Origin of the sequence: Microbacterium oleivorans (genome assembly GCF_013389665.1) — a bacterium.
GTDB classification, from domain to species: Bacteria; Actinomycetota; Actinomycetes; order Actinomycetales; family Microbacteriaceae; genus Microbacterium; species Microbacterium oleivorans_C.
The window spans coordinates 2,340,392-2,357,952 of the sequence record NZ_CP058316.1; the positions used below are offsets into that span (position 1 = coordinate 2,340,392).

The following is a 17,561-nucleotide window of genomic DNA, read 5'->3' on the forward strand; positions in this document are numbered from 1 at the left end:
GGCACCGAGCGGCGGGGGATGGAATGATCGGAGAGTGACGGCGCCCAAGTATCGCGAACTCGCTGACATGATCCTCAGCGAGATCGCCGGCGCCCCGGTCGGCACCCCGACCCTCAGCGAGCGGCAGCTGGCCGACCAGACCGGTGTCTCGCGCATGACGGCCCGCAGGGCCATCGACGAGCTCGTACGGCAGGGGCTCCTCACCCGCGAGGTCGGTCGAGGCACCTTCGTCGCCCGCCGCGTGGTGACGGTGCCGCTGCAGCTCACCAGCTTCACCGAGGACATGCGCGCCCGGGGATACGAGCCGTCGAGCCGGGTCCTGGGCTTCGAGACCGCCCCGGCCGGCGACCAGGCCGCCGCGGTGTTCGGCATCGAGCCCGCCGACAGCATGATCGTGCTCTCGCGGCTGCGCCTGGCCGACGGTATCCCGATGGCCATCGAGCGCAGCCACCTCCGGGCCGCGGCCTTTCCGGGACTGGATTCCTACGACTTCTCGCACGACTCGCTCTACAGCGTGCTGACCGAACGCTACGGCGTGCTCTTCGACGCCGGCGAGCAGGTGATCCGCGCGGGCATCGTGCACGACGAGGATGCCGCGACGCTCGGGGTTCCGACGGGGGCGCCGGTGCTCGAGCTCATCCGCACCTCGGAGTCGCACGGCCGGGTCGTCGAATGGACCACCTCGACGTACCCGGCCGCGCGCCTGGAGCTCTCGGCCCGGATCGCGCCGGCTACAGCTCCGGGATCCGAGCCGCGAAGCGCTCTACGAGTGCGGCGTTGACGCCGTCGTTGCCGGCGACGTTCGCGCTGCGCCACCGCGGCGCCTCGGGCGCGAGGTCGAAGACCTGACGCAGCACCTGCGTCCACACCGCGTTGGTCGCGAGGCTCGATACCGGAGCGGTGACCGGATTCTCGGCCGGCCAGGTGGCGTCACCCGGTGGCACCGTCGTGTCGATCACGATGTCGGCGACCTCGACGAGGCGCTCGCTCGCGCGTCGCGGCGCCGCTTCGCCCGCCCGCAGCGACGTGATCGCGACGACCGTGGCTCCGGCATCCCGGCCCGCAGCGGCGACCTCGACGGGGAACGGATTGGTGCCCGAGTTCGAGAACACCACGACGGTGTCGTCGGCCCCGATGCCCGCGGCCGCGGCGGCCTCGGCCCCGAGCCCGACCTCGCGCTCGGCCGCGGTCGCCGCGAGCGCGCCGTGCAGCGGCAGCACCCGCGGGTGCCAGATCGGCCGGACGAAGGCCAGGCCGCCGGCGCGGAAGAAGGTCTCGAGGACGGCCGCGAGCGAGTGCCCGGCACCCGTGGGGCGAACGAGACCATCGGATGCCGCGGTGGCCGCGATCGCGCGTGCGGTGCGATCGATCGCGTCGGCGTTGCGGTCGAGGACGTCGTCGACGTACGCACCGAGCCCCAGCATCACAGCCATCCCTTTTCGACGAGCGCCGCGCGAAGCTGCTCGCGCACGTGCGCGACATCCACGAACTGCATCACCTCGACGCGGACCGGTGCGATGTCGGGGACCTCCGAGAGGTACGAGGGCTGACCGATGACGACATCGGAGTGCCGGCCGCGCGCCGAGCCGATGTCGGCGTTGTCGACCGTGGCCGTGACGCCCAACTGGTCGAGGGCGCGCTGCGCGGTGGTCCGCAGGATCAGGCTCGATCCCATGCCCGCGCCGCAGACCGCGAGCACGTTGAGCGTCGCCGGCCGGTCGGTCACCGCCGTGACAGGAGACGCGGTGGCAGCAGTGGTGGTCGTGGTGGTGGCGGTGGTGCCGGTGGCAGAGGTGGCCGTGCTGCCGGCCGGGGTGCTCGCATCGGGCGCGGGCCTGCCGGTGGCGGCATCCGATGCGGCAGTGCTGTCGACCCGCGGGGTGCGTCGCCCGACGAGCACGAGCACCAGTGCGGTCACGGCCACGACGACGGCGGCGATGATCCACAGGGCCGCCGTGCTGCCGAGGGGAGCGAGCAGGGTGCCGATGCCGACCAGAGCCCAGCCGACGACGAACCAGTCGGAGTCGGCGAGCGTGGCCAGCTGCGGCGCGGTGTCGCCCCACACGCCCCAGCCGATCCACTGGCCCACGGCGAGGACGACGCCGTTGAGCACGCCGCCGAAGACGGCACCGCGCCAGCCGGCGACGGCGTTTCCGAACACGCCGCCCGCGCCGCCGCCGAAGAACAGCATGATCATCGGCGGCACGAGCACGAACCACCCCGCCCCGGCGAAGACGACCATGAGCACGAGGAAGGTCACCGTCGAGGCGAGGAAGCCGATCATGACCGCGGTGGGGGCCCGTGTGAAGGTCACCGGCAGGTCGAGGGCCGGCTTCGCGCCGGGGAGCACCCGCTCGGAGAGGCCCTTGAACGCGGGAACGATCTCGGAGAGGAACATGCGCACGCCGAAGAGCAGGATCGCGATGCCGGCGGCGAACCGCAGCGCCTGCAGCAGCGCCCACACCCAGGGAAGCACGGTGGCGTCGCCCATCTGCTCGCGCACCACGGCGCCGTCGGCGAAGAGGATCGCGATCAGCATGATCACGCCGATGACGAACGCGGTCGAGACGTTGATGTCCTTGAAGAACGACAGGGCGCGGGGGAGTTTGAGCTGCTCGGAGTCGTGCTTGCGCGGGTCGCCGAGCCGGAGCGCCTTGGCGCCGTACCCCGCGGCGATCGCGATGGTCGAGTCGGTGTGCGCGAGGCCCACCTCGTCGTCGCCCATCACGCGGCGCATGAGCGGCGCCGTCCACAGCGGCTGGAGCACCCAGTAGCAGCCGATCAGCAGCGAGCCGACGCCCGCCAGCACCCACCGGTTCACGTCGCCGAACGCCTCGACGAGGCTCGCGGCGATGACCACGCTCATCCAGTACATGAGGTGTCCGGTGAGGTAGACGAACCGCGCGGCGCGGAAGATGCGCACGAGCACGAGGTGCACGACGAACCCGCCCGCGATGATCAGCGGGACCACCGAGCCCTGACCCGCGGTGAACTCGCTCAGGGTGGTGTCGGCCGCCGGGGGCTCGAGCCCCATCGCGCTGGCGACGATCACCTGGAAGCTGGCGAGGCCGCCGGTGAAGATCTCGACGCCGATGTTGAGCACCACGACGCCGATCGTCGCGCGCAGGCCCCCGGCGACGACCTGCTCGACGGGTTTGTGCTGCAGCGCCAGGCCGACGATCGCGATGATGCCGATGAGCACGGCGACCTGACTGAACAGGTTGTTGGTGATGACCTCGATGAGGTCTTCGAAAGATGACATCGGGCTCCGGTCTCGGGAGGGGTGGGGTCGGGTACCGGCAATGGTATAGCCCAATTGCTTCCATTGCGAGACATGATGCGTCGCTCGCCGGGGACTCGCGCCGTTCGCCTGGGACTCGCGCCGTTCGCCTGGGACTCGTGTCGCTCGCCTGGGACTCGCGCCGTTCGCCTGGCAGGTCGTGCCCCTTCCGCTCGCGGGAGGCGGCGGCACCTGCCAGGCGAACGATCCGTCGCGTGGCGGGCCGCCCCGGCTAACGGGCGCCGGTGCTCGACGGGGATGGGTTGATCACGCGCTCGCGCGGACGGTGATGTCACCGCCGCGATAGGTGAGCTCGAGAAACGTGTCGGCGGGAAAGCGGGCCCGCGCGGCCTCCGGCGAGCTGTCGGTGACGGGTACGAGCGTCGTGACGCCGAGCTCGACCGACGCGCAGGTTCCCTCCCAGTAGCGCCCCGTCTGCGAGGCCACGAGGCACGATTCCGCGACGCCGTCGCGGTCGCGCGTGCAGGCCGACACCTCGATACCGAACAGGTCTTCGTAACGCACGAGCGGGCCGAACAGCTCCCCCGTCTCGTCCTGCGGTGCTGCCTCGGAGTCGGGGGAGAGGACCGCGACCTGACGTGGGTCGAAGCGGGCGATCGCCCACGTCGTCGCCGATGATGCGCCGGCGACCGCCGACAGGGCGACGACCGCGGCGGCCACCCGGAGCGTGCGCCGTGGGCGACGGCCACCATCGGCGACGCCCGCGTCCTCGGCGCCGGTCTCCGCATCGTCTCCGTCGTCGTCCCCGTCGTCGGCACCGTCGTCCGCGTCGATCCAGACGTCGTCTTCCTCGGCCCCGGACGAGGCGGCGTCACTGCGGCGCCCGGCTCCGGCCGCAGGGGACTCGAAGGCCGGCGGCTCGGGCGTCTCGGGCGTCTCGGGTGCTTCGCGCGTTCGGCCCGCTCGGCTGATGCGGCGCTGCTCCTGCAGCCGGCGCAAGCGGAGCATCGCCGCGGGGTCGGTCTCGATGTCCGCGTGCGGCCCGTAGGCCCGCTCCTCGAGTTCTGCCAGCTCTCGATCGCGACCATCAGACACCAGCGCATCGTGTCATATCGCCGCTGCGGGTGTCGCGTCGAGCCGGCGGGTGGCGTTCGGGCGGGCCGACGAGCGAGCATGGGGGGCATGGAACGCGACGACGATTCCCCCCAGCTCGGACACGTCACCGTCGATCGGCGGGCGCTGGACGAACCCGGGATGCCGCTGCGCGAGCTCGCGGCATCGCTCGGTCTGACCGTCGACGAAGACGACGCGGCCGATGCTCCGGGCGACGGCTGGCGGATGCTGCGGCGCGACGGCGACGTCGTCATGCTGGGCACGCCCGCCGCATCCGCGGGCGACTGGCATCTCGCGCAGGCCGGGCTGTCGGAGCCGCAGCCGATGCTCTCGGTGCACGGCGACCCGCTGCGGCTGCGCCCGAGCCGCGCCGAGCGGCGGTGGGGACTCGAGCTGCGGTGGCCCCCGCTCATGACGGCCGACGACCGGGACGCAACGGATTTCGTCGTCGACATCGTCAACGTCGGCGCCCGGCGGTGGGTGCCCGACGGTGACAGCTTCCTCGTGATGGGCGGCATCGTCACGTCGGATGAGCAGGAGTTCAGCTTCGCCTACATGGACTCGGGGATGCCGGCGGCGGTGCCGCTCGATCCCGGCGAGTATGCGCGGACCCGGGTGGGGCTGGGCGGGGACGTGTGGCGCGGCCTCGACCCGGGGTCGTACCGGCTGCGCGCCGTGCTGGTCGAGCTCGGCCTGCACGCCGAGCCCCTGACCATCACCGTCACCGCGGAGCAGATCGATCGGGCCCGCGCCTCGGCGCGGCGGCCCGCGCGCGTGCGCCGAGACGAGCGTCGCTGGCTGGAGCAGCAGATCGCGGAATGCCGGGCCGCGATCGCCGCGCGCGAGGTGCTGCCCTCCGTCGCGGAGATCGTGAGGAGCGAGCCGTCGTCGCAGGGCGCTGTCGATCGCATCGCCGAGCTGCTCTCGTGCGACCTCGACGCGGCGCGCGGGGTCTATCAGCTGCCTCTCGGGATGATCGGGGCCGGTCAGCCGGAGGAGCGCCTCGCGTCGCTCATGCGGCGCCTCGCAGAACTGTGACGGCGGCCGCCGCGCCGGCACGCGGCATCCCGTCTCTGCGCCTGACAGACTGAGCGCGACCAGGAGGACCGCGAATGTCTGCAGACACCCTGCTCGATGAAGCGCGGGCGGCTTGGCGACGTCGCGAGACGGAGCCCGCGCTGCGCGCGGCGCTCGCCGCCCACCGAGCGAGCGACCCCCGGGGCCTTCCGCTCGCCTGCTCCATCGCGCTGCGGGGCTATCGGACAGAGCTGCTCGACGCCTCCTCCGACGAGATCACGGCACTGCCGGGCGGGATGCTGCGCGACGGCGTGCTCGCGATGCGGCGGGTCCGCGACGGCGACCTCGACGCGGCCGTCGCGAGCATCGTCGCGATGGCGGAGGGCGCGCCGATCGACACCCTGCCCGATCCGCTGGAGGGGGAGGAGGGGATGCTGCTGCCGCTGCTGTGCGCGTACCTCGCCACGGGCGGCGTGGCGTCGGCCTCGTGGGCGCACGCCCGGCGGTGCATCGACGCGGCGCGGGCGGTGATGGCCGCGGCATCCGTCGAGGGGCGGCGACCGCGTGTGCCCGAGCACGTGCCGTTCGACCTGCTGGGGCTCGATGCGCTCGTCGAACTGCACGCCGGGTCGGGCACGAGGGCTCGGGATGCCCTCGTGGAGACGATCGCACCGTTGCGGGTGCGCAACAACCTGTCGTCGGAGCACGCGCTCGCGCTGGTCTGCCTCGGGAGCGTCGAGCACACGTCCGGCAGGCTCGGCGAGGCGGCGCTCAACCTCGCGCGGGGAGCCCGGCTGACCCCGTCCTGGCGCCCGGGCGTGCGAGTGCACGCCGAGGTCGAGCTCGCGTTCGTGCGCGTGCGCCAGGGAAGATGGAACGACGCCGCGGCTGTCGTGCGTTCGACCATCGCGCCCGTCGAGTCGGTCGAGCACGACTGGCTCGAGCCGCAGGCGCTCGCGATGCACGGCCTGCTGTCGGCGCTGCGCGGTGAGCTCGACGCGAGCCGTCCGGTGCTCGAGCATGCCGAAGAGCTCTGCCGGCAGACGCCCGTGCTCCTCGGCCGGACGGTGCTGACGCACGCGCGCATCCTGACCGCCATCACCCGCGCCGACTGGCCCGAGCTGCGCGCCGCGCTCGACGACACCGCCGAGCCGGGGTACCGGCATCCCTATCGCCCCGAGGAGTGGCGAACGCTCACGCTCCTGGCCGCGTGGCACCTCGGGCGGATCGACGAGTTCCGCCGTGGCGTGGACGCCTGGGGCGAACAGCCCGGGGCGACCGAGACCGCCTATTACTGGGCTTTCGTCTCGATCCTCGCCGAGTACGACGAGCGCCTTGCCGAGGCCGCGGACGCCGTGCGGGAGTCGCTCGCCCGTCTCTCGCTCGACGACGACCCGCTCGGGCGCGTGTGGGTCCGGGTCGTCGCCGGCATCTACGTCAGTCGTTTCGGCTCGCGCGGCAGACCCGATCCGCTGCGGGCGCTCGACGTCTACGAGGGTGCCAGTGCCGAGCTGAAGGCCCTCGGCGCGGCCGGCCTCGCGGCGCGGTACGACGCCGTGGTGGCCGAGACGACGGCCGAGCTGCTGCGCGACAACGGCGGCGAGGACCCCGCGACCCGGCTGACCGATCAGCAGCGCAAGGTCGCCCGGGCGGTGGCCCAGGGCTACACGAGCGGCGAGATCGCCGGCATCCTGCATCTGTCGACGCGCACCGTCGACTATCACGTGGCGAACATCATGCGCCGGCTCGGCGTCTCGAGTCGGCGCGAGATCGTGCGCGTTCTCGCGGGTCGCTAGACCGGACGGCAGGCTTGTCGGACATCTCTAGCTATATAGAGATAGGATGCCGGCATGCAACCCCTGCGGCGGATCACGCCGGCCACCGTCGACGTGCTCCGCGTGCTGATCGGAGAACCCGGCCCGGTGTGGGGCCTCCTCGTGATCGGGCGGACGGATCGGCCCGCCGGCAGCGTCTATCCGATTCTCGAGCGACTCGAATCGCTCGACTGGGTGAGGTCCGAGTGGGAGACCGACGCCGCCCGCAGCGGGCCGCGGCGACGCTTCTACGCCCTGACGGACGAGGGCATCCCGGCCGCTCGAGCGGCGGTCGCCGCCTTCGAGCTGCGCGCGCAGCGTCGAGAGGCGGCCCGCTCCCGCGGTGCGGATGCCGGAGCCGGCGCGGCGGTCACGGGCGGCGCCACGGGAGTCGTGGCCACGGCCCTCGGGGCGCCGCGCCTGGACGGGGTCCCGTCATGAGCGTCGACCTGCTGCTCCGCGCGTTCGCGCGGACGATGCCCGCCGCTTCGCGGGACCGCTACCTCGAGCAGTGGCGAGCGGATGCCGCCGGGGCAGAGGACGCGGGGCTCCGACGAGGGGACGTCGTCCGCGGCGCTCTGGCCGTGGTTGCGACGGCGGACCGGGATGCCCCGCGACTGACCGGCGAGCCGCGCGGCGCTGCCCCGCGGCGGCTGAGTCGCCGCGGGGTGTCGGTCGCGCTCGCCGCCGCGGTGCTCGCGGCGGCGCTGTGGGTGACCGGGGGACGGGACCTCGATTCCGCGGTCCGTCTCGACCCGGGGTTCGCGGCCGGCATCGACGCCGCGCGCGTGGCGCTGGAGGCGCTCGCCGGGTGCGGGATCGCGCTCGCCGCCGCCTACGTGATCGGCGCCGCCGTGGTCTCGCGCCGCGCGATCGCGCGCATCGCATTCGGTTCGGCCGCGCTCGGACTGCTCATGCTGATGGTCGCGACGATCTGGTCGGATGCCGCCGCCGTCTCGCCCCTCGCCCTCGGACTGGCGGTGGGCGGGATCGCGGTGGGTCTGGCCGCCGCATGGCGGTCCACGGCGCTCGCGCTGGTGCCGCGGTCGGCGCCGGTGCGTGAGCGCTGGCCGCTCGCCGTGCTCGGGGTGACCGCCGTCGCGTCGCTGATCGCGCTCGGCGCGGTCGACACCCTGGTGTGGAACCCTCGCGCGAAGGTGCCGGGCCTGACCATCGGCGAGATCTACGACGAGATGATCGCGGCCGACGGGTTCTCACCCGCCTTCGCCGCCGCTCACGTCGCGGCCTGGGCGGCGATCTGGCTGCTGGCCTCGCTCTTCGTGGCGGTGTTCGCGCTCTCACCGGCCGGTGCGTGGCTGACGCCGCGCCGCCTCGGCATCCTCTTCCTCACGATCGTCGGGGCGGCCCTGTTCTTCCGGCTGTTCGCGGGTTTCTCGATCGGGATGTCGTTGGCCGACACGTTCTGGACATCGGGGGCCGACGAGTCGCCGCTGTCATTGGTGTTCCAGCTGGTGGGGCCGTCGGCCGTCGCCGTCGCGGCGATCCTCTTCGGGTGGGCGCCGGCGGCCCGCGAGCAGGCGGAGCCGGTCCCGGCGACCTGACCGCGCTCGGGGTCAGGCGGCTTCGGCGGCGCGGCGCATCCGCGACAGGAAGTCCACGAGCACCGACGCCGACCCGGCGGGCATGTCGGCGATGACGTCCTCGACGCGGTGCTGGACCTCCGAACCCGAGCGGCGCAGTCCCTCCATCGGCCGATCGCCGAGCGTCACGAAGACCTTGCGACGGTCGGAGGGATGCGGCTCGCGTCGCAGGTAGCCCGAGCGCTCGAGCCGGTCGAGCATCGCGGTGGTGCTGGCCGAGGAGATGCCGAGCTCGCGGGTGATGTTCGACGGGGTGAGGGCGACCTCGCGGTCCTGCGCCTCGATGAGCTTCTCGAGCGCGAGCAGGTCGTTCTCGCACACGAGCATCGAGTCGCGCAGCCTCAGGCGGATCGCGCCCTCCGCGGCCTCGTAGGCCCACAGCGCATCGAGGACGGCCGACGCCGACGAGGTCTCACCCTGCAGTGTCATGCACTCTCCCGCGTTCGGTCGTCCGAGCCCCAGTCTTGCGGAGCGGTACCGCGAAGGGGAGCTCTTCCCGTGGGAGCGCTCACCTGGTATGGCGACGGGCGCACCGGGTGCCCGCACGATGGCGCGGATAGGGTCGAGGGGCGCCCCGTTGCGCTGCGGTCGCCGGCGGGCGATCGGCATCCGAGGCTCTCCCGCGGTGCGCGGGAAGGAGTTCGATTCGAGGTAGTGATGACCGACGCCACCATGCACATCGGCGAGCTCGCCGAGCGCACCGGGCTGTCTCTGCGCACGATCCGGCACTACGACGAGATCGGTCTGCTGAAGCCGTCCGGGCGGACCGAGGGCGGGTTCCGGTTGTACACGCAGCCGGATCTGGAGCGACTGCTGCTCATCCGTCGGATGAAGCCGCTGGGGTTCGCTCTCGAAGACATGGCGGAGCTGCTGCGCACCCTCGAGGCGCGAGCGGCCGCCGGGCCGGACGACCCGGGCGCGGAGGAGAAGCTGGCGGCCTATCTCGCCGACGCGCGAGAGCGGCGCGAGAGGCTGCGTTCGCAGCTCGCCATGGCCGATGAGTTCGTGGCGAGGCTCGAGGGGCTGTCGCCGCAGACGGAAGGCTGACCGCCTCGAACGCTCGTCGCTGGTGCGCGAGGGGCCGGATGCGAGTTGCATAGACGTGCGTCAATATAGACGCATGTCGATCCAACCCGACCCCCTGGCGTTGCCGGTGCTCTCGTGACCAACGCGACACCCGCGGCCCGACGCCTGTCGACCCTCGACCGGTGGCTGCCCCTGTGGATCGGCGCGGCCATGGCCGGCGGCATCCTCCTCGGCCGATTCGTGCCCGGGCTGTCGGAACTGCTGGTGCGGCTCGAGGTGGGCGGCATCTCGCTCCCGATCGCGCTCGGGCTCCTGGTGATGATGTACCCCGTGCTGGCGAAGGTCCGCTACGACCGGGTGGCCGCCGTCGCGGGGGACAAGAGGCTCCTCATCTCGTCGCTGGCTCTGAACTGGATCGCCGGCCCGGCACTGATGTTCGCGCTCGCGTGGGTCTTCCTGCCCGACCTGCCCGAGTACCGCACGGGGCTGATCATCGTCGGCCTCGCCCGCTGCATCGCCATGGTCGTGATCTGGAACGACCTCGCCTGCGGCGACCGCGAGGCCGCCGCCGTCCTCGTCGCCATCAACTCGGTGTTCCAGGTCGTCGCTTTCTCGATCCTCGGCTGGTTCTACCTCACCGTGCTGCCCGGGTGGCTCGGCCTCGACAGCCAGGGCCTCGACGTCTCCATCGGGCACATCGCCCTCAACGTGCTCGTGTTCCTCGGCATCCCCCTCGCCGCAGGGTTCGCGTCCCGTTTCGTCGGGGAGCGCCGCCGGGGCCGCGCGTGGTACGAGGGGTCCTTCCTGCCGAGGGTGGCGCCGTGGGCGCTCTACGGCCTGCTCTTCACCATCGCGCTGCTGTTCGCCCTCCAGGGTGAACAGGTCACGTCGCGGCCGTTGGACGTCGTGCGGATCGCGCTTCCGCTGCTGGTGTACTTCGCCGTCATGTGGTTCGCGGGGCTCCTCACCGGCAGGGCACTCGGGCTCGGATACGCCCGATCGGCGACGCTCGCGTTCACCGCGGCGGGCAACAACTTCGAACTCGCCATCGCCGTCGCGATCGGCACGTTCGGTGCCGCATCCGGGCAGGCCCTCGCCGGCGTCGTCGGCCCCCTGATCGAGGTCCCCGTGCTCGTCGGCCTCGTGTACGTCTCGCTGTGGGCCGCGCGCGCCTGGTTCCGCACCGAGCCCGCCGCGATCACCGAACCCGCCCTCGAAAGGACCCGACGATGAGCGCACCCCTCGCACCCGCCGCCTGCGCACCGTCGGCCACCTACGCCATCGGCGACGAGGCCGCCGCCTCGATCGCCACCACGCTGAAAGCGCTCTCGGACCCGCTGCGACTGCGCATGCTTTCGGCCATCGCCACCGATGCACGCGGGGAGTCCTGCGTCTGCGACCTCGCGGAACTGGCCGACGTCTCGCAGCCCACCGTGTCGCACCACCTCAAGGTGCTCCGCGACACCGGCGTCGTCTCGTCCGAACGTCGCGGCACGTGGGTCTGGTATCGGATCTCGCCAGAGCTCCGTCCGGCGGTGACCACCCTGCTCGACTCGTTCGCTCCGGCGGCCGTCGCCCCGACCATCGGCGGGGGACACGCCGGGCTCGAGAACGTCGACCACGCTCTCACCCGCCTGGCCGAAGCGCGGGGTCGCGCGTATCCGCACCTCGACGCGAGTCTCGTCGCCACGATCGTGCGCGAGTCGTACACCTCGCTGGCCAAGACCGCCCGGGTGAAAAACCACCTGCTGGCCCTCACCGACCGCTTCGCCCGCCAGCGACTCGCCGACATCACCCGTGACCGCACGCAGGGACGGCCGCAGGTCCTCTTCGTCTGCGTCGCGAACGCGGGGAGGTCGCAGCTCGCGGATGCGCTCGTGAACCAGCGTTCCGGCGGCACCGTCGTGGCGCGGTCGGCCGGGTCCACGCCTGCTGCGGAGATCCACCCCCATGTGCAGCCCCTCCTCGACGAGCTCATCACCGACACCGACGAGCCGAGGTTCCCGAAGCCCCTGACCGACGACGCCGTCCGCGCGGCCGATGTCGTCGTCACCCTGGGATGCGGCGACGTCTGCCCGATCATCCCGGGCGTCCGCTACGAGGACTGGACCGTCGGTGACCCCGCCCTCGCCTCTGCGGAGGGCGTGGCCGCGATCCGCGACGACATCGCCCACCGCGTCGATGCCCTCCTCGCCACCCTCACCGCCGAACACCGACCGGAGTCGTCATGACCAGCACCCCGCCCTCCGTCCTCTTCGTCTGCGTCCACAACGCCGGGCGCTCGCAGATGGCTGCCGGGTTCCTCCGCCACATCGCGGGCGACCGCATCGAGGTCCGCTCCGCCGGGTCGATGCCCGCCGACCGGATCAATCCCGTCGCGGTCGCCGCGATGGCGGAACTCGGCATCGACATCACCGCCGAGCAGCCGAAGATCCTCACCACCGAGGCGGTGCAGGCCTCCGACGTCGTCATCACCATGGGATGCGGCGACGCCTGCCCGTTCTTCCCCGGCAAGCGGTACGAGGACTGGAAGCTCGACGACCCCGCCGGGCAGGGGATCGATGCGGTCCGGCCGATCCGCGACGACATCCAGGAGCGGATCCGGCGGCTCGTCGGCGAACTCGTCTGACCGCGGGCATCCCGACATCGCCGGCCGGGACAGTCGGGCGGGAGCGTGATTCGACAGCAAACCTCACGTTACGTAAGATTTGGACCCGGCGCCGTCCCGCGCCCTCTCCGCCCCGTCCGCGGTCCCATCGCCGGTAGCCCTGCGCCGTGCCGCCGCTCGCCACGCCACCTGGAGGACTCGTGTCCGCTCTCACTCCCGCACGGGGCGGCGCGTCGCGCCACCGCATCGAGCCCACGGTGCTGCAGGCGCTGCGCAGCCCCCGACTCCTGACCCGCGAGGTGCTCGCCGGTCTCGTCGTGGCCATCGCGCTCATCCCCGAGGCGATCGCGTTCTCGATCATCGCCGGCGTCGATCCTCGACTCGGGCTGTTCTCGTCGTTCGTCATGGCCGTCGCGATCGCCTTCCTCGGCGGGCGGCCCGCCATGATCACCGCCGCGACCGGTGCGATCGCGCTCGTCATCGCCCCCGTCGCCCGCGAGCACGGCGTCGACTACCTGATCGCGACCGTCATCCTCGGCGGGCTCATCCAGATCGTCCTCGCCCTCCTCGGCGTCGCGAAGCTCATGCGCTTCATCCCACGCTCGGTGATGGTCGGGTTCGTCAACGCCCTCGCGATCCTCATCTTCCTGGCCCAGCTCCCGCAGCTGTTCGGAGCCGGTATCCCGTGGCTGGTCTGGCCGCTGGTCATCGCGGGACTGCTCATCCTGGTGCTGCTGCCGCGGGTGACCCGCGTCGTGCCCGCCCCGCTCGTCACGATCGTGCTGCTCACCGGGGCCGTCGTCGCCTTCGGCTGGCAGGTTCCGACGGTCGGCGATCAGGGCGAGCTGCCCGACAGCCTGCCGGCGCTCCTCGTGCCGACCGTTCCGCTGACCCTCGAAACCCTGCAGATCATCGCTCCGTACGCGCTCGCGATGGCAGTCGTCGGCCTGCTCGAGTCGCTCATGACGGCCAAGCTCGTCGACGACATCACCGACACGCACTCGCGCAAGACGCGCGAGGCCCTCGGCCAGGGCGCCGCCAACATCCTCTCCGGCGCGTTCGGCGGCATGGGCGGCTGCGCGATGATCGGTCAGACCATGATCAACGTGAAGGCGTCGGGGGCGCGCACGCGCATCTCGACCTTCCTCGCGGGGGTCTTCCTGCTCGTGCTCGTGCTCGCGCTCGGCGACATCGTCGCGATCATCCCCATGGCCGCGCTGGTCGCGGTCATGATCATCGTCACGGTCGCGACGTTCGACTGGCACAGCATCCGTCCGCGAACCCTGCGCCGGATGCCGAAGAGCGAGACAGCCGTCATGCTCATCACCGTCGTCGCGACGGTGTGGACCCACAACCTCGCCATCGGCGTCATCCTCGGCGTCCTCGCCGCGATGGTGATGTTCGCCCGCCGCGTCGCCCACGTGGTGACCGTGACGAGAACGGTCGACACCGCGGCGACCGCGCCGACCGCGCACTACGTCGTCGACGGCGAGCTCTTCTTCGCGTCGAGCAACGACCTGACGACGCAGTTCTGGTATCTCGACGACCCCGACCGCGTCGTGATCGACATGAGCCGGTCCCATGTCTGGGACGCCTCGACCGTGGCCGCACTCGATGCGATCGTGAGCAAGTACGAGCGCCACGGGAAGACCGTCGCGATCGAGGGGCTGAACGCGACGGCGTCCGCCCTGCACGCGCGCCTCACCGGGAACGTCGTCGGCGGCCACTGAGCGCGACTGTCGGGGCCGGCGTCGCGAGCGCAGCGCGGCGGGCGCGGCGAGGGCGCGGGTGGTGCGGGGCGGTGCGCGGGTGGCTCGGGGTGGCGGTGCGGGGTGGCTCGGGGCGGTGCGCGGGTGGCTCGGGGTGGCGGGGCGGGGTGGTGCGCACGCTCCTCCCCATCGGTGCCTCGCGGTAGAGTTCGCAGTACGTAGATATGTTCTATTGGGGTGTCGGTGGGTTCTGCGAGAATAAGAACATGCAAGCGAACGGCGGCAGAGGCGACGAGGTGGCAGGCGGGGCGCCGCACGCGGCGGCGTTCGCGGAGTTCGCCCACGCGTTGATGCTGGCGCGTACCGCTGAGATCGCCTCGGTGCGTGCGCTGGCCCAGCTCGGCCGGTCCGCGCTGCGAGAAGCGCGTCGCGACGGCGTGCGGGGTATGGCCTCCGACATGGAGCTGCGGTCGGTCGCCGCGGAGGCGGCGGGGATGGCCCGGCGGGGTGACCGGCGGGTGCAGTGGGAGATCGACCACGCGATGACGGTGGTGGATGAGTACCCGGCGATGTTCGCGGCGTGGGAGCAGCGCCTCGTCACGCGCGAGCACGTCGATGTGGTGGTGAAGGTCGGGCGGGTGGTGCCGGAGGAGGTGCGGTCGGAGTTCGATCAGGCTGCGGTGGTCGTGTGCCAGCGGGACATCGCGACGCGGGTGGCCGGGGCGTTGCAGAACCTGGCGGAGCGGATGCACCCGCGGTCGTTCTCGGAGCGTCACCGGGAGGCCGCCGCCGGGCGGTGCGTGCGGTTGTCGCCGGGGGTGGATGGGATGGCGGATCTGTCGGCGACGGTGCCGATGGTGATCGCGGCGGGGATCTACGACCGGTTGACGCAGATGGCGCAGTCGGTGAAGGACGCCCGGGCGGATGCCGTGGCGGTGGATGGCGCCGGCGCGGTGGACGGCGCGGGCGCTGGCGCGCAGGCGGGCGGTGCGGGCGCGGTGGGTGGCGCGGGCGTCAGCGATGGCGCCGCGTTCGGAGTGGATGCCGAACGAGATGCCGGTGCCGCTGCCCCTACCCCTGACACCCGGACGATGGATCAGCTCCGCGCGGATGTTCTCTCGGACCTCGTCCTCGGTGGTGCACCCGTCATCGACCCGACCACCGGGGTGGACGGGCGTGGCGCCCTCGGGGCGATCCGCGCGAAAGTGCAGGTCGTGATCACCGCCGACACCCTCACCGGCAACGACGAACACCCCGCAGAAGCGATCGGCACCGGACTGGTCGACGCCGACACGGTCCGGGAACTCGCCGGACAGACGGCGACATGGGACCGGATGTTCATCGACCCGATCACCCGCACACCGGTCGAAACCGACGCCTACCGGCCATTGCCCGCGATGCGGCGGCTGCTGCAGACCCGCGACCAGCACTGCCGGTTCCCCGGCTGCCGCAGAGCCGCGATCCGATGCGAGATCGACCACACCATCGACCACGCCCTGGGCGGTCACACCCACATCTACAACCTCGCCCACCTCTGCCAACGACACCACTCCATGAAGCAATTCACCAGCTGGCGGGTGGAACAGGCCGGCGGCGGGGTGCTCGTGTGGACCTCACCCCACGGCAGGGTCTACCGAGAAGACATCCCCATCCCCGCGGTCTGCTTCACACCAGAACTTGCCACACCACCATCCGCACCAACCGGCCCGTCCGGCCCACCCGGCCGAGGCGCCGGCGCACCACCCGACGCGCGACCGCCCTTCTGACGCGTTTCTTTCAGCGACATCGGGCTTCCGCGACGTGGTCCTCCGTGAAAGCGTCGCCATGCGCGACATCGGTCGTCCGCGACGCGATGCCATCCGCGACGGACGACGTTCTGCCTCGGTGCACTCGGTCCTGCGCCCCTCCCGGCCACGGCCGCGTCGCGCAGCAGCGGTCCGCGCTAATGCGTCGGATCGGGCTCGCCTTCGAGCGCAGCGCGGACACTGTCGGCGCTGCGGCTTAGGCTGACCCGGTGGGCAGATTCTTCTACGACAACGCCGCGAACGCGGTAGAGATCGACGACCGTGCGCTGGCGCACCTGCGTCTGGTCGTCATGACCAAACTCCGCCGCGGAGAACCGTTGATGTTCGAGACGAGCTCACCCCACGGCACGAGCCGTCGCGACTTCTGGCTGCACCCCACCATCTCGGTCCAGTTCCAGTTCGCCGGCAGCCGCCAGCCGCAGATCAACCCCCGCTGGGTCGACGCTCTGATGGAGTCGGCCAACAGCGCCGACGGGTTGCGGATGGTTCCCGAGCCGCAGGGCTGAAACCACCCGGCCGCGTCCGGGCGGGCGCCGGGTCGACATGTCGCAGGTAGTTCGTGACCGTCGAGGAAAACACTGCGAAAACCCAGGCGAACTGGTTCGATGTGTGACATCATTCCTGCTGATGTCAGAAGATGCACCGCGTGTCCCGGTGAGGACCAAGACCCTCCTCGAGGAGTGGGTCGCCGAGTTCCTCGAGCAGGGGCAGGCGAAGGCCACGCGCGTGAAGGTCGCCATCCAGGACGGCTCCGACGGTCTCGACACGGGGCTGGTCATCATGCACCTGCAGAACGCGCCCGCCGACATCTACATGCAGCCACGCGGCATCGACGAACCGCAGTGGGAGGCGACTCTCACCGCTCGGAGCGACGACCTCACCCTCACGCCCTACGAGATGGCCGGGCTCGCCGCGGAGGTCGCGCTCGCAGGAAACCTCTGCACCTTCCTGCAGTTCAAGTCCATCGAGTGGGACCGCATGTCGGGCATGCGCTGACGCGCACCCGACACCCTGCGCCCCACCCCCGCACCTGAGTGAGGGGTGTTGTCGCCTCGGCCCCGCTCGCCTAGCATCGCCCAATGCGCAGAGCCCCGATCCCCATGGTCATCGCCGGCGTCGCGGCATCCCTCGGCATCCTCGCCGCGTGCACCCCGCAGGGTGACCTCGCGCCCGAGCAGCCCGCCCCCACCTCGGGCCCCGTCGCCACCCCGGCAGCGCCGTCCAGCGCGGCCGTGACACCCGATCCCTGGGCCGGATACTTCGACGAGGAGGCGCGAGCGAACCAGCGGGAGGTTCCCACGCAGTTCTGGGGCTCGTTCGGCGACGTCGGAGGGGTCGCCGTCAACCGCTCCGAAAATCAGACCCTCGAGCCGGGCGGCTATGCGGTGACCGTCCGGTGCGAAGGTCCGGACGGGCTCACCGTCACCGTGGAGACCTCGGCCGGTACGCGCCTGGGCGACCCCGTCGCCGTCGCCTGCCCCGCCGCCACGACGCTGCCCGTCGACCTCACCGAGCGCGGGCTGGTCGTGATGCTCGACAGCGGCGGGCAGGCCGGCGCGTACCTGATCGGCATCTCGCCGACCTCCTAGACCATGAGGGGCCCCGGGGCAACAGGTCTGTCCGATGC

18 protein-coding genes are annotated in these 17,561 nt (G+C 71.8%); 14 read left to right on the forward strand and 4 right to left on the reverse strand.

The window, feature by feature from the left end; translation table 11 throughout:
* Positions 1-34: 34 nt before the first annotated feature.
* Positions 35-781 carry a GntR family transcriptional regulator gene (locus HW566_RS11145; RefSeq protein ID WP_178012899.1) on the forward strand — a complete coding sequence of 249 codons (747 nt, stop codon included), beginning with the start codon at positions 35-37 and terminating at the stop codon, positions 779-781.
* On the opposite strand, the gene HW566_RS11150 is transcribed toward HW566_RS11145, so the two are convergent.
* From HW566_RS11150 to HW566_RS11160, 3 genes are all read right to left on the reverse strand, one after another.
* On the reverse strand, positions 732-1,424 hold the full coding sequence (locus HW566_RS11150; protein ID WP_218621625.1) for a sugar isomerase domain-containing protein: 693 nt from the start codon (positions 1,422-1,424) through the stop codon (positions 732-734). The two genes, HW566_RS11145 and HW566_RS11150, sit on opposite strands and share 50 nt — an antisense overlap.
* Entirely contained in the window at positions 1,424-3,262 is a 1,839-nt protein-coding gene (locus HW566_RS11155; RefSeq protein WP_178012902.1) for a PTS transporter subunit IIC, read from the reverse strand. Before HW566_RS11155 ends, HW566_RS11150 begins: the two co-directional genes overlap by 1 nt.
* 285 nt (positions 3,263-3,547) lie before the next feature.
* Positions 3,548-4,336: a hypothetical protein gene (locus tag HW566_RS11160; RefSeq protein ID WP_178012904.1), complete on the reverse strand. Its 789-nt coding sequence runs from the start codon at positions 4,334-4,336 to the stop codon at positions 3,548-3,550.
* Positions 4,337-4,423: 87 nt separating this feature from the next.
* Between HW566_RS11160 and HW566_RS11165 the strand changes: the two genes are divergently transcribed.
* From HW566_RS11165 to HW566_RS11180, 4 genes are all read left to right on the forward strand, one after another.
* Positions 4,424-5,392: a hypothetical protein gene (locus tag HW566_RS11165; RefSeq protein WP_178012906.1), complete on the forward strand. Its 969-nt coding sequence runs from the start codon at positions 4,424-4,426 to the stop codon at positions 5,390-5,392.
* 74 nt (positions 5,393-5,466) lie between these two features.
* Entirely contained in the window at positions 5,467-7,167 is a 1,701-nt protein-coding gene (locus HW566_RS11170) for a LuxR C-terminal-related transcriptional regulator (RefSeq protein ID WP_178012908.1), read from the forward strand.
* Positions 7,168-7,221: 54 nt separating this feature from the next.
* Entirely contained in the window at positions 7,222-7,626 is a 405-nt protein-coding gene (locus HW566_RS11175) for a PadR family transcriptional regulator (protein ID WP_178012910.1), read from the forward strand.
* The gene (locus tag HW566_RS11180) at positions 7,623-8,747 is read left to right on the forward strand and encodes a hypothetical protein (RefSeq protein ID WP_178012912.1); all 1,125 of its coding nucleotides are present in this window, start codon (positions 7,623-7,625) and stop codon (positions 8,745-8,747) included. The genes HW566_RS11175 and HW566_RS11180 overlap by 4 nt, the downstream gene beginning before the upstream one ends.
* Before the next feature lie 12 nt (positions 8,748-8,759).
* On the opposite strand, the gene HW566_RS11185 is transcribed toward HW566_RS11180, so the two are convergent.
* Complete coding sequence (locus tag HW566_RS11185; RefSeq protein WP_178012914.1) at positions 8,760-9,215, reverse strand: MarR family transcriptional regulator; 456 nt, start codon at positions 9,213-9,215, stop codon at positions 8,760-8,762.
* Positions 9,216-9,443: 228 nt separating this feature from the next.
* On the opposite strand from HW566_RS11185, the gene HW566_RS11190 reads away from it, so the two are divergent.
* The 9 genes from HW566_RS11190 to HW566_RS11230 all read left to right on the forward strand — a co-directional run bounded on the left by HW566_RS11190 (position 9,444) and on the right by HW566_RS11230 (position 17,523).
* Positions 9,444-9,833: a MerR family transcriptional regulator gene (locus HW566_RS11190; RefSeq protein WP_256728680.1), complete on the forward strand. Its 390-nt coding sequence runs from the start codon at positions 9,444-9,446 to the stop codon at positions 9,831-9,833.
* Between the two features lie 114 nt (positions 9,834-9,947).
* Positions 9,948-11,045, forward strand: coding sequence for an ACR3 family arsenite efflux transporter (gene arsB / locus HW566_RS11195; protein WP_178012916.1), 1,098 nt, complete (start codon positions 9,948-9,950; stop codon positions 11,043-11,045).
* On the forward strand, positions 11,042-12,043 hold the full coding sequence (locus HW566_RS11200; protein WP_178012917.1) for a metalloregulator ArsR/SmtB family transcription factor: 1,002 nt from the start codon (positions 11,042-11,044) through the stop codon (positions 12,041-12,043). The genes arsB and HW566_RS11200 overlap by 4 nt, the downstream gene beginning before the upstream one ends.
* A complete protein-coding gene (locus tag HW566_RS11205; RefSeq protein ID WP_178012919.1) occupies positions 12,040-12,441 on the forward strand; it encodes an arsenate reductase ArsC in 402 nt (133 codons plus the stop codon). The genes HW566_RS11200 and HW566_RS11205 overlap by 4 nt, the downstream gene beginning before the upstream one ends.
* A gap of 179 nt (positions 12,442-12,620) precedes the next feature.
* Entirely contained in the window at positions 12,621-14,150 is a 1,530-nt protein-coding gene (locus HW566_RS11210; RefSeq protein ID WP_178012921.1) for a SulP family inorganic anion transporter, read from the forward strand.
* 245 nt (positions 14,151-14,395) lie between these two features.
* A complete protein-coding gene (locus HW566_RS11215; protein ID WP_178012923.1) occupies positions 14,396-15,895 on the forward strand; it encodes an HNH endonuclease signature motif containing protein in 1,500 nt (499 codons plus the stop codon).
* Between the two features lie 248 nt (positions 15,896-16,143).
* On the forward strand, positions 16,144-16,440 hold the full coding sequence (locus tag HW566_RS11220; RefSeq protein WP_178012925.1) for a DUF7882 family protein: 297 nt from the start codon (positions 16,144-16,146) through the stop codon (positions 16,438-16,440).
* Positions 16,441-16,588: 148 nt separating this feature from the next.
* Complete coding sequence (locus HW566_RS11225; RefSeq protein ID WP_178012927.1) at positions 16,589-16,930, forward strand: hypothetical protein; 342 nt, start codon at positions 16,589-16,591, stop codon at positions 16,928-16,930.
* 83 nt (positions 16,931-17,013) lie between these two features.
* Positions 17,014-17,523, forward strand: coding sequence for a hypothetical protein (locus tag HW566_RS11230; protein ID WP_178012929.1), 510 nt, complete (start codon positions 17,014-17,016; stop codon positions 17,521-17,523).
* The last annotated feature ends 38 nt before the right edge of the window (positions 17,524-17,561 follow it).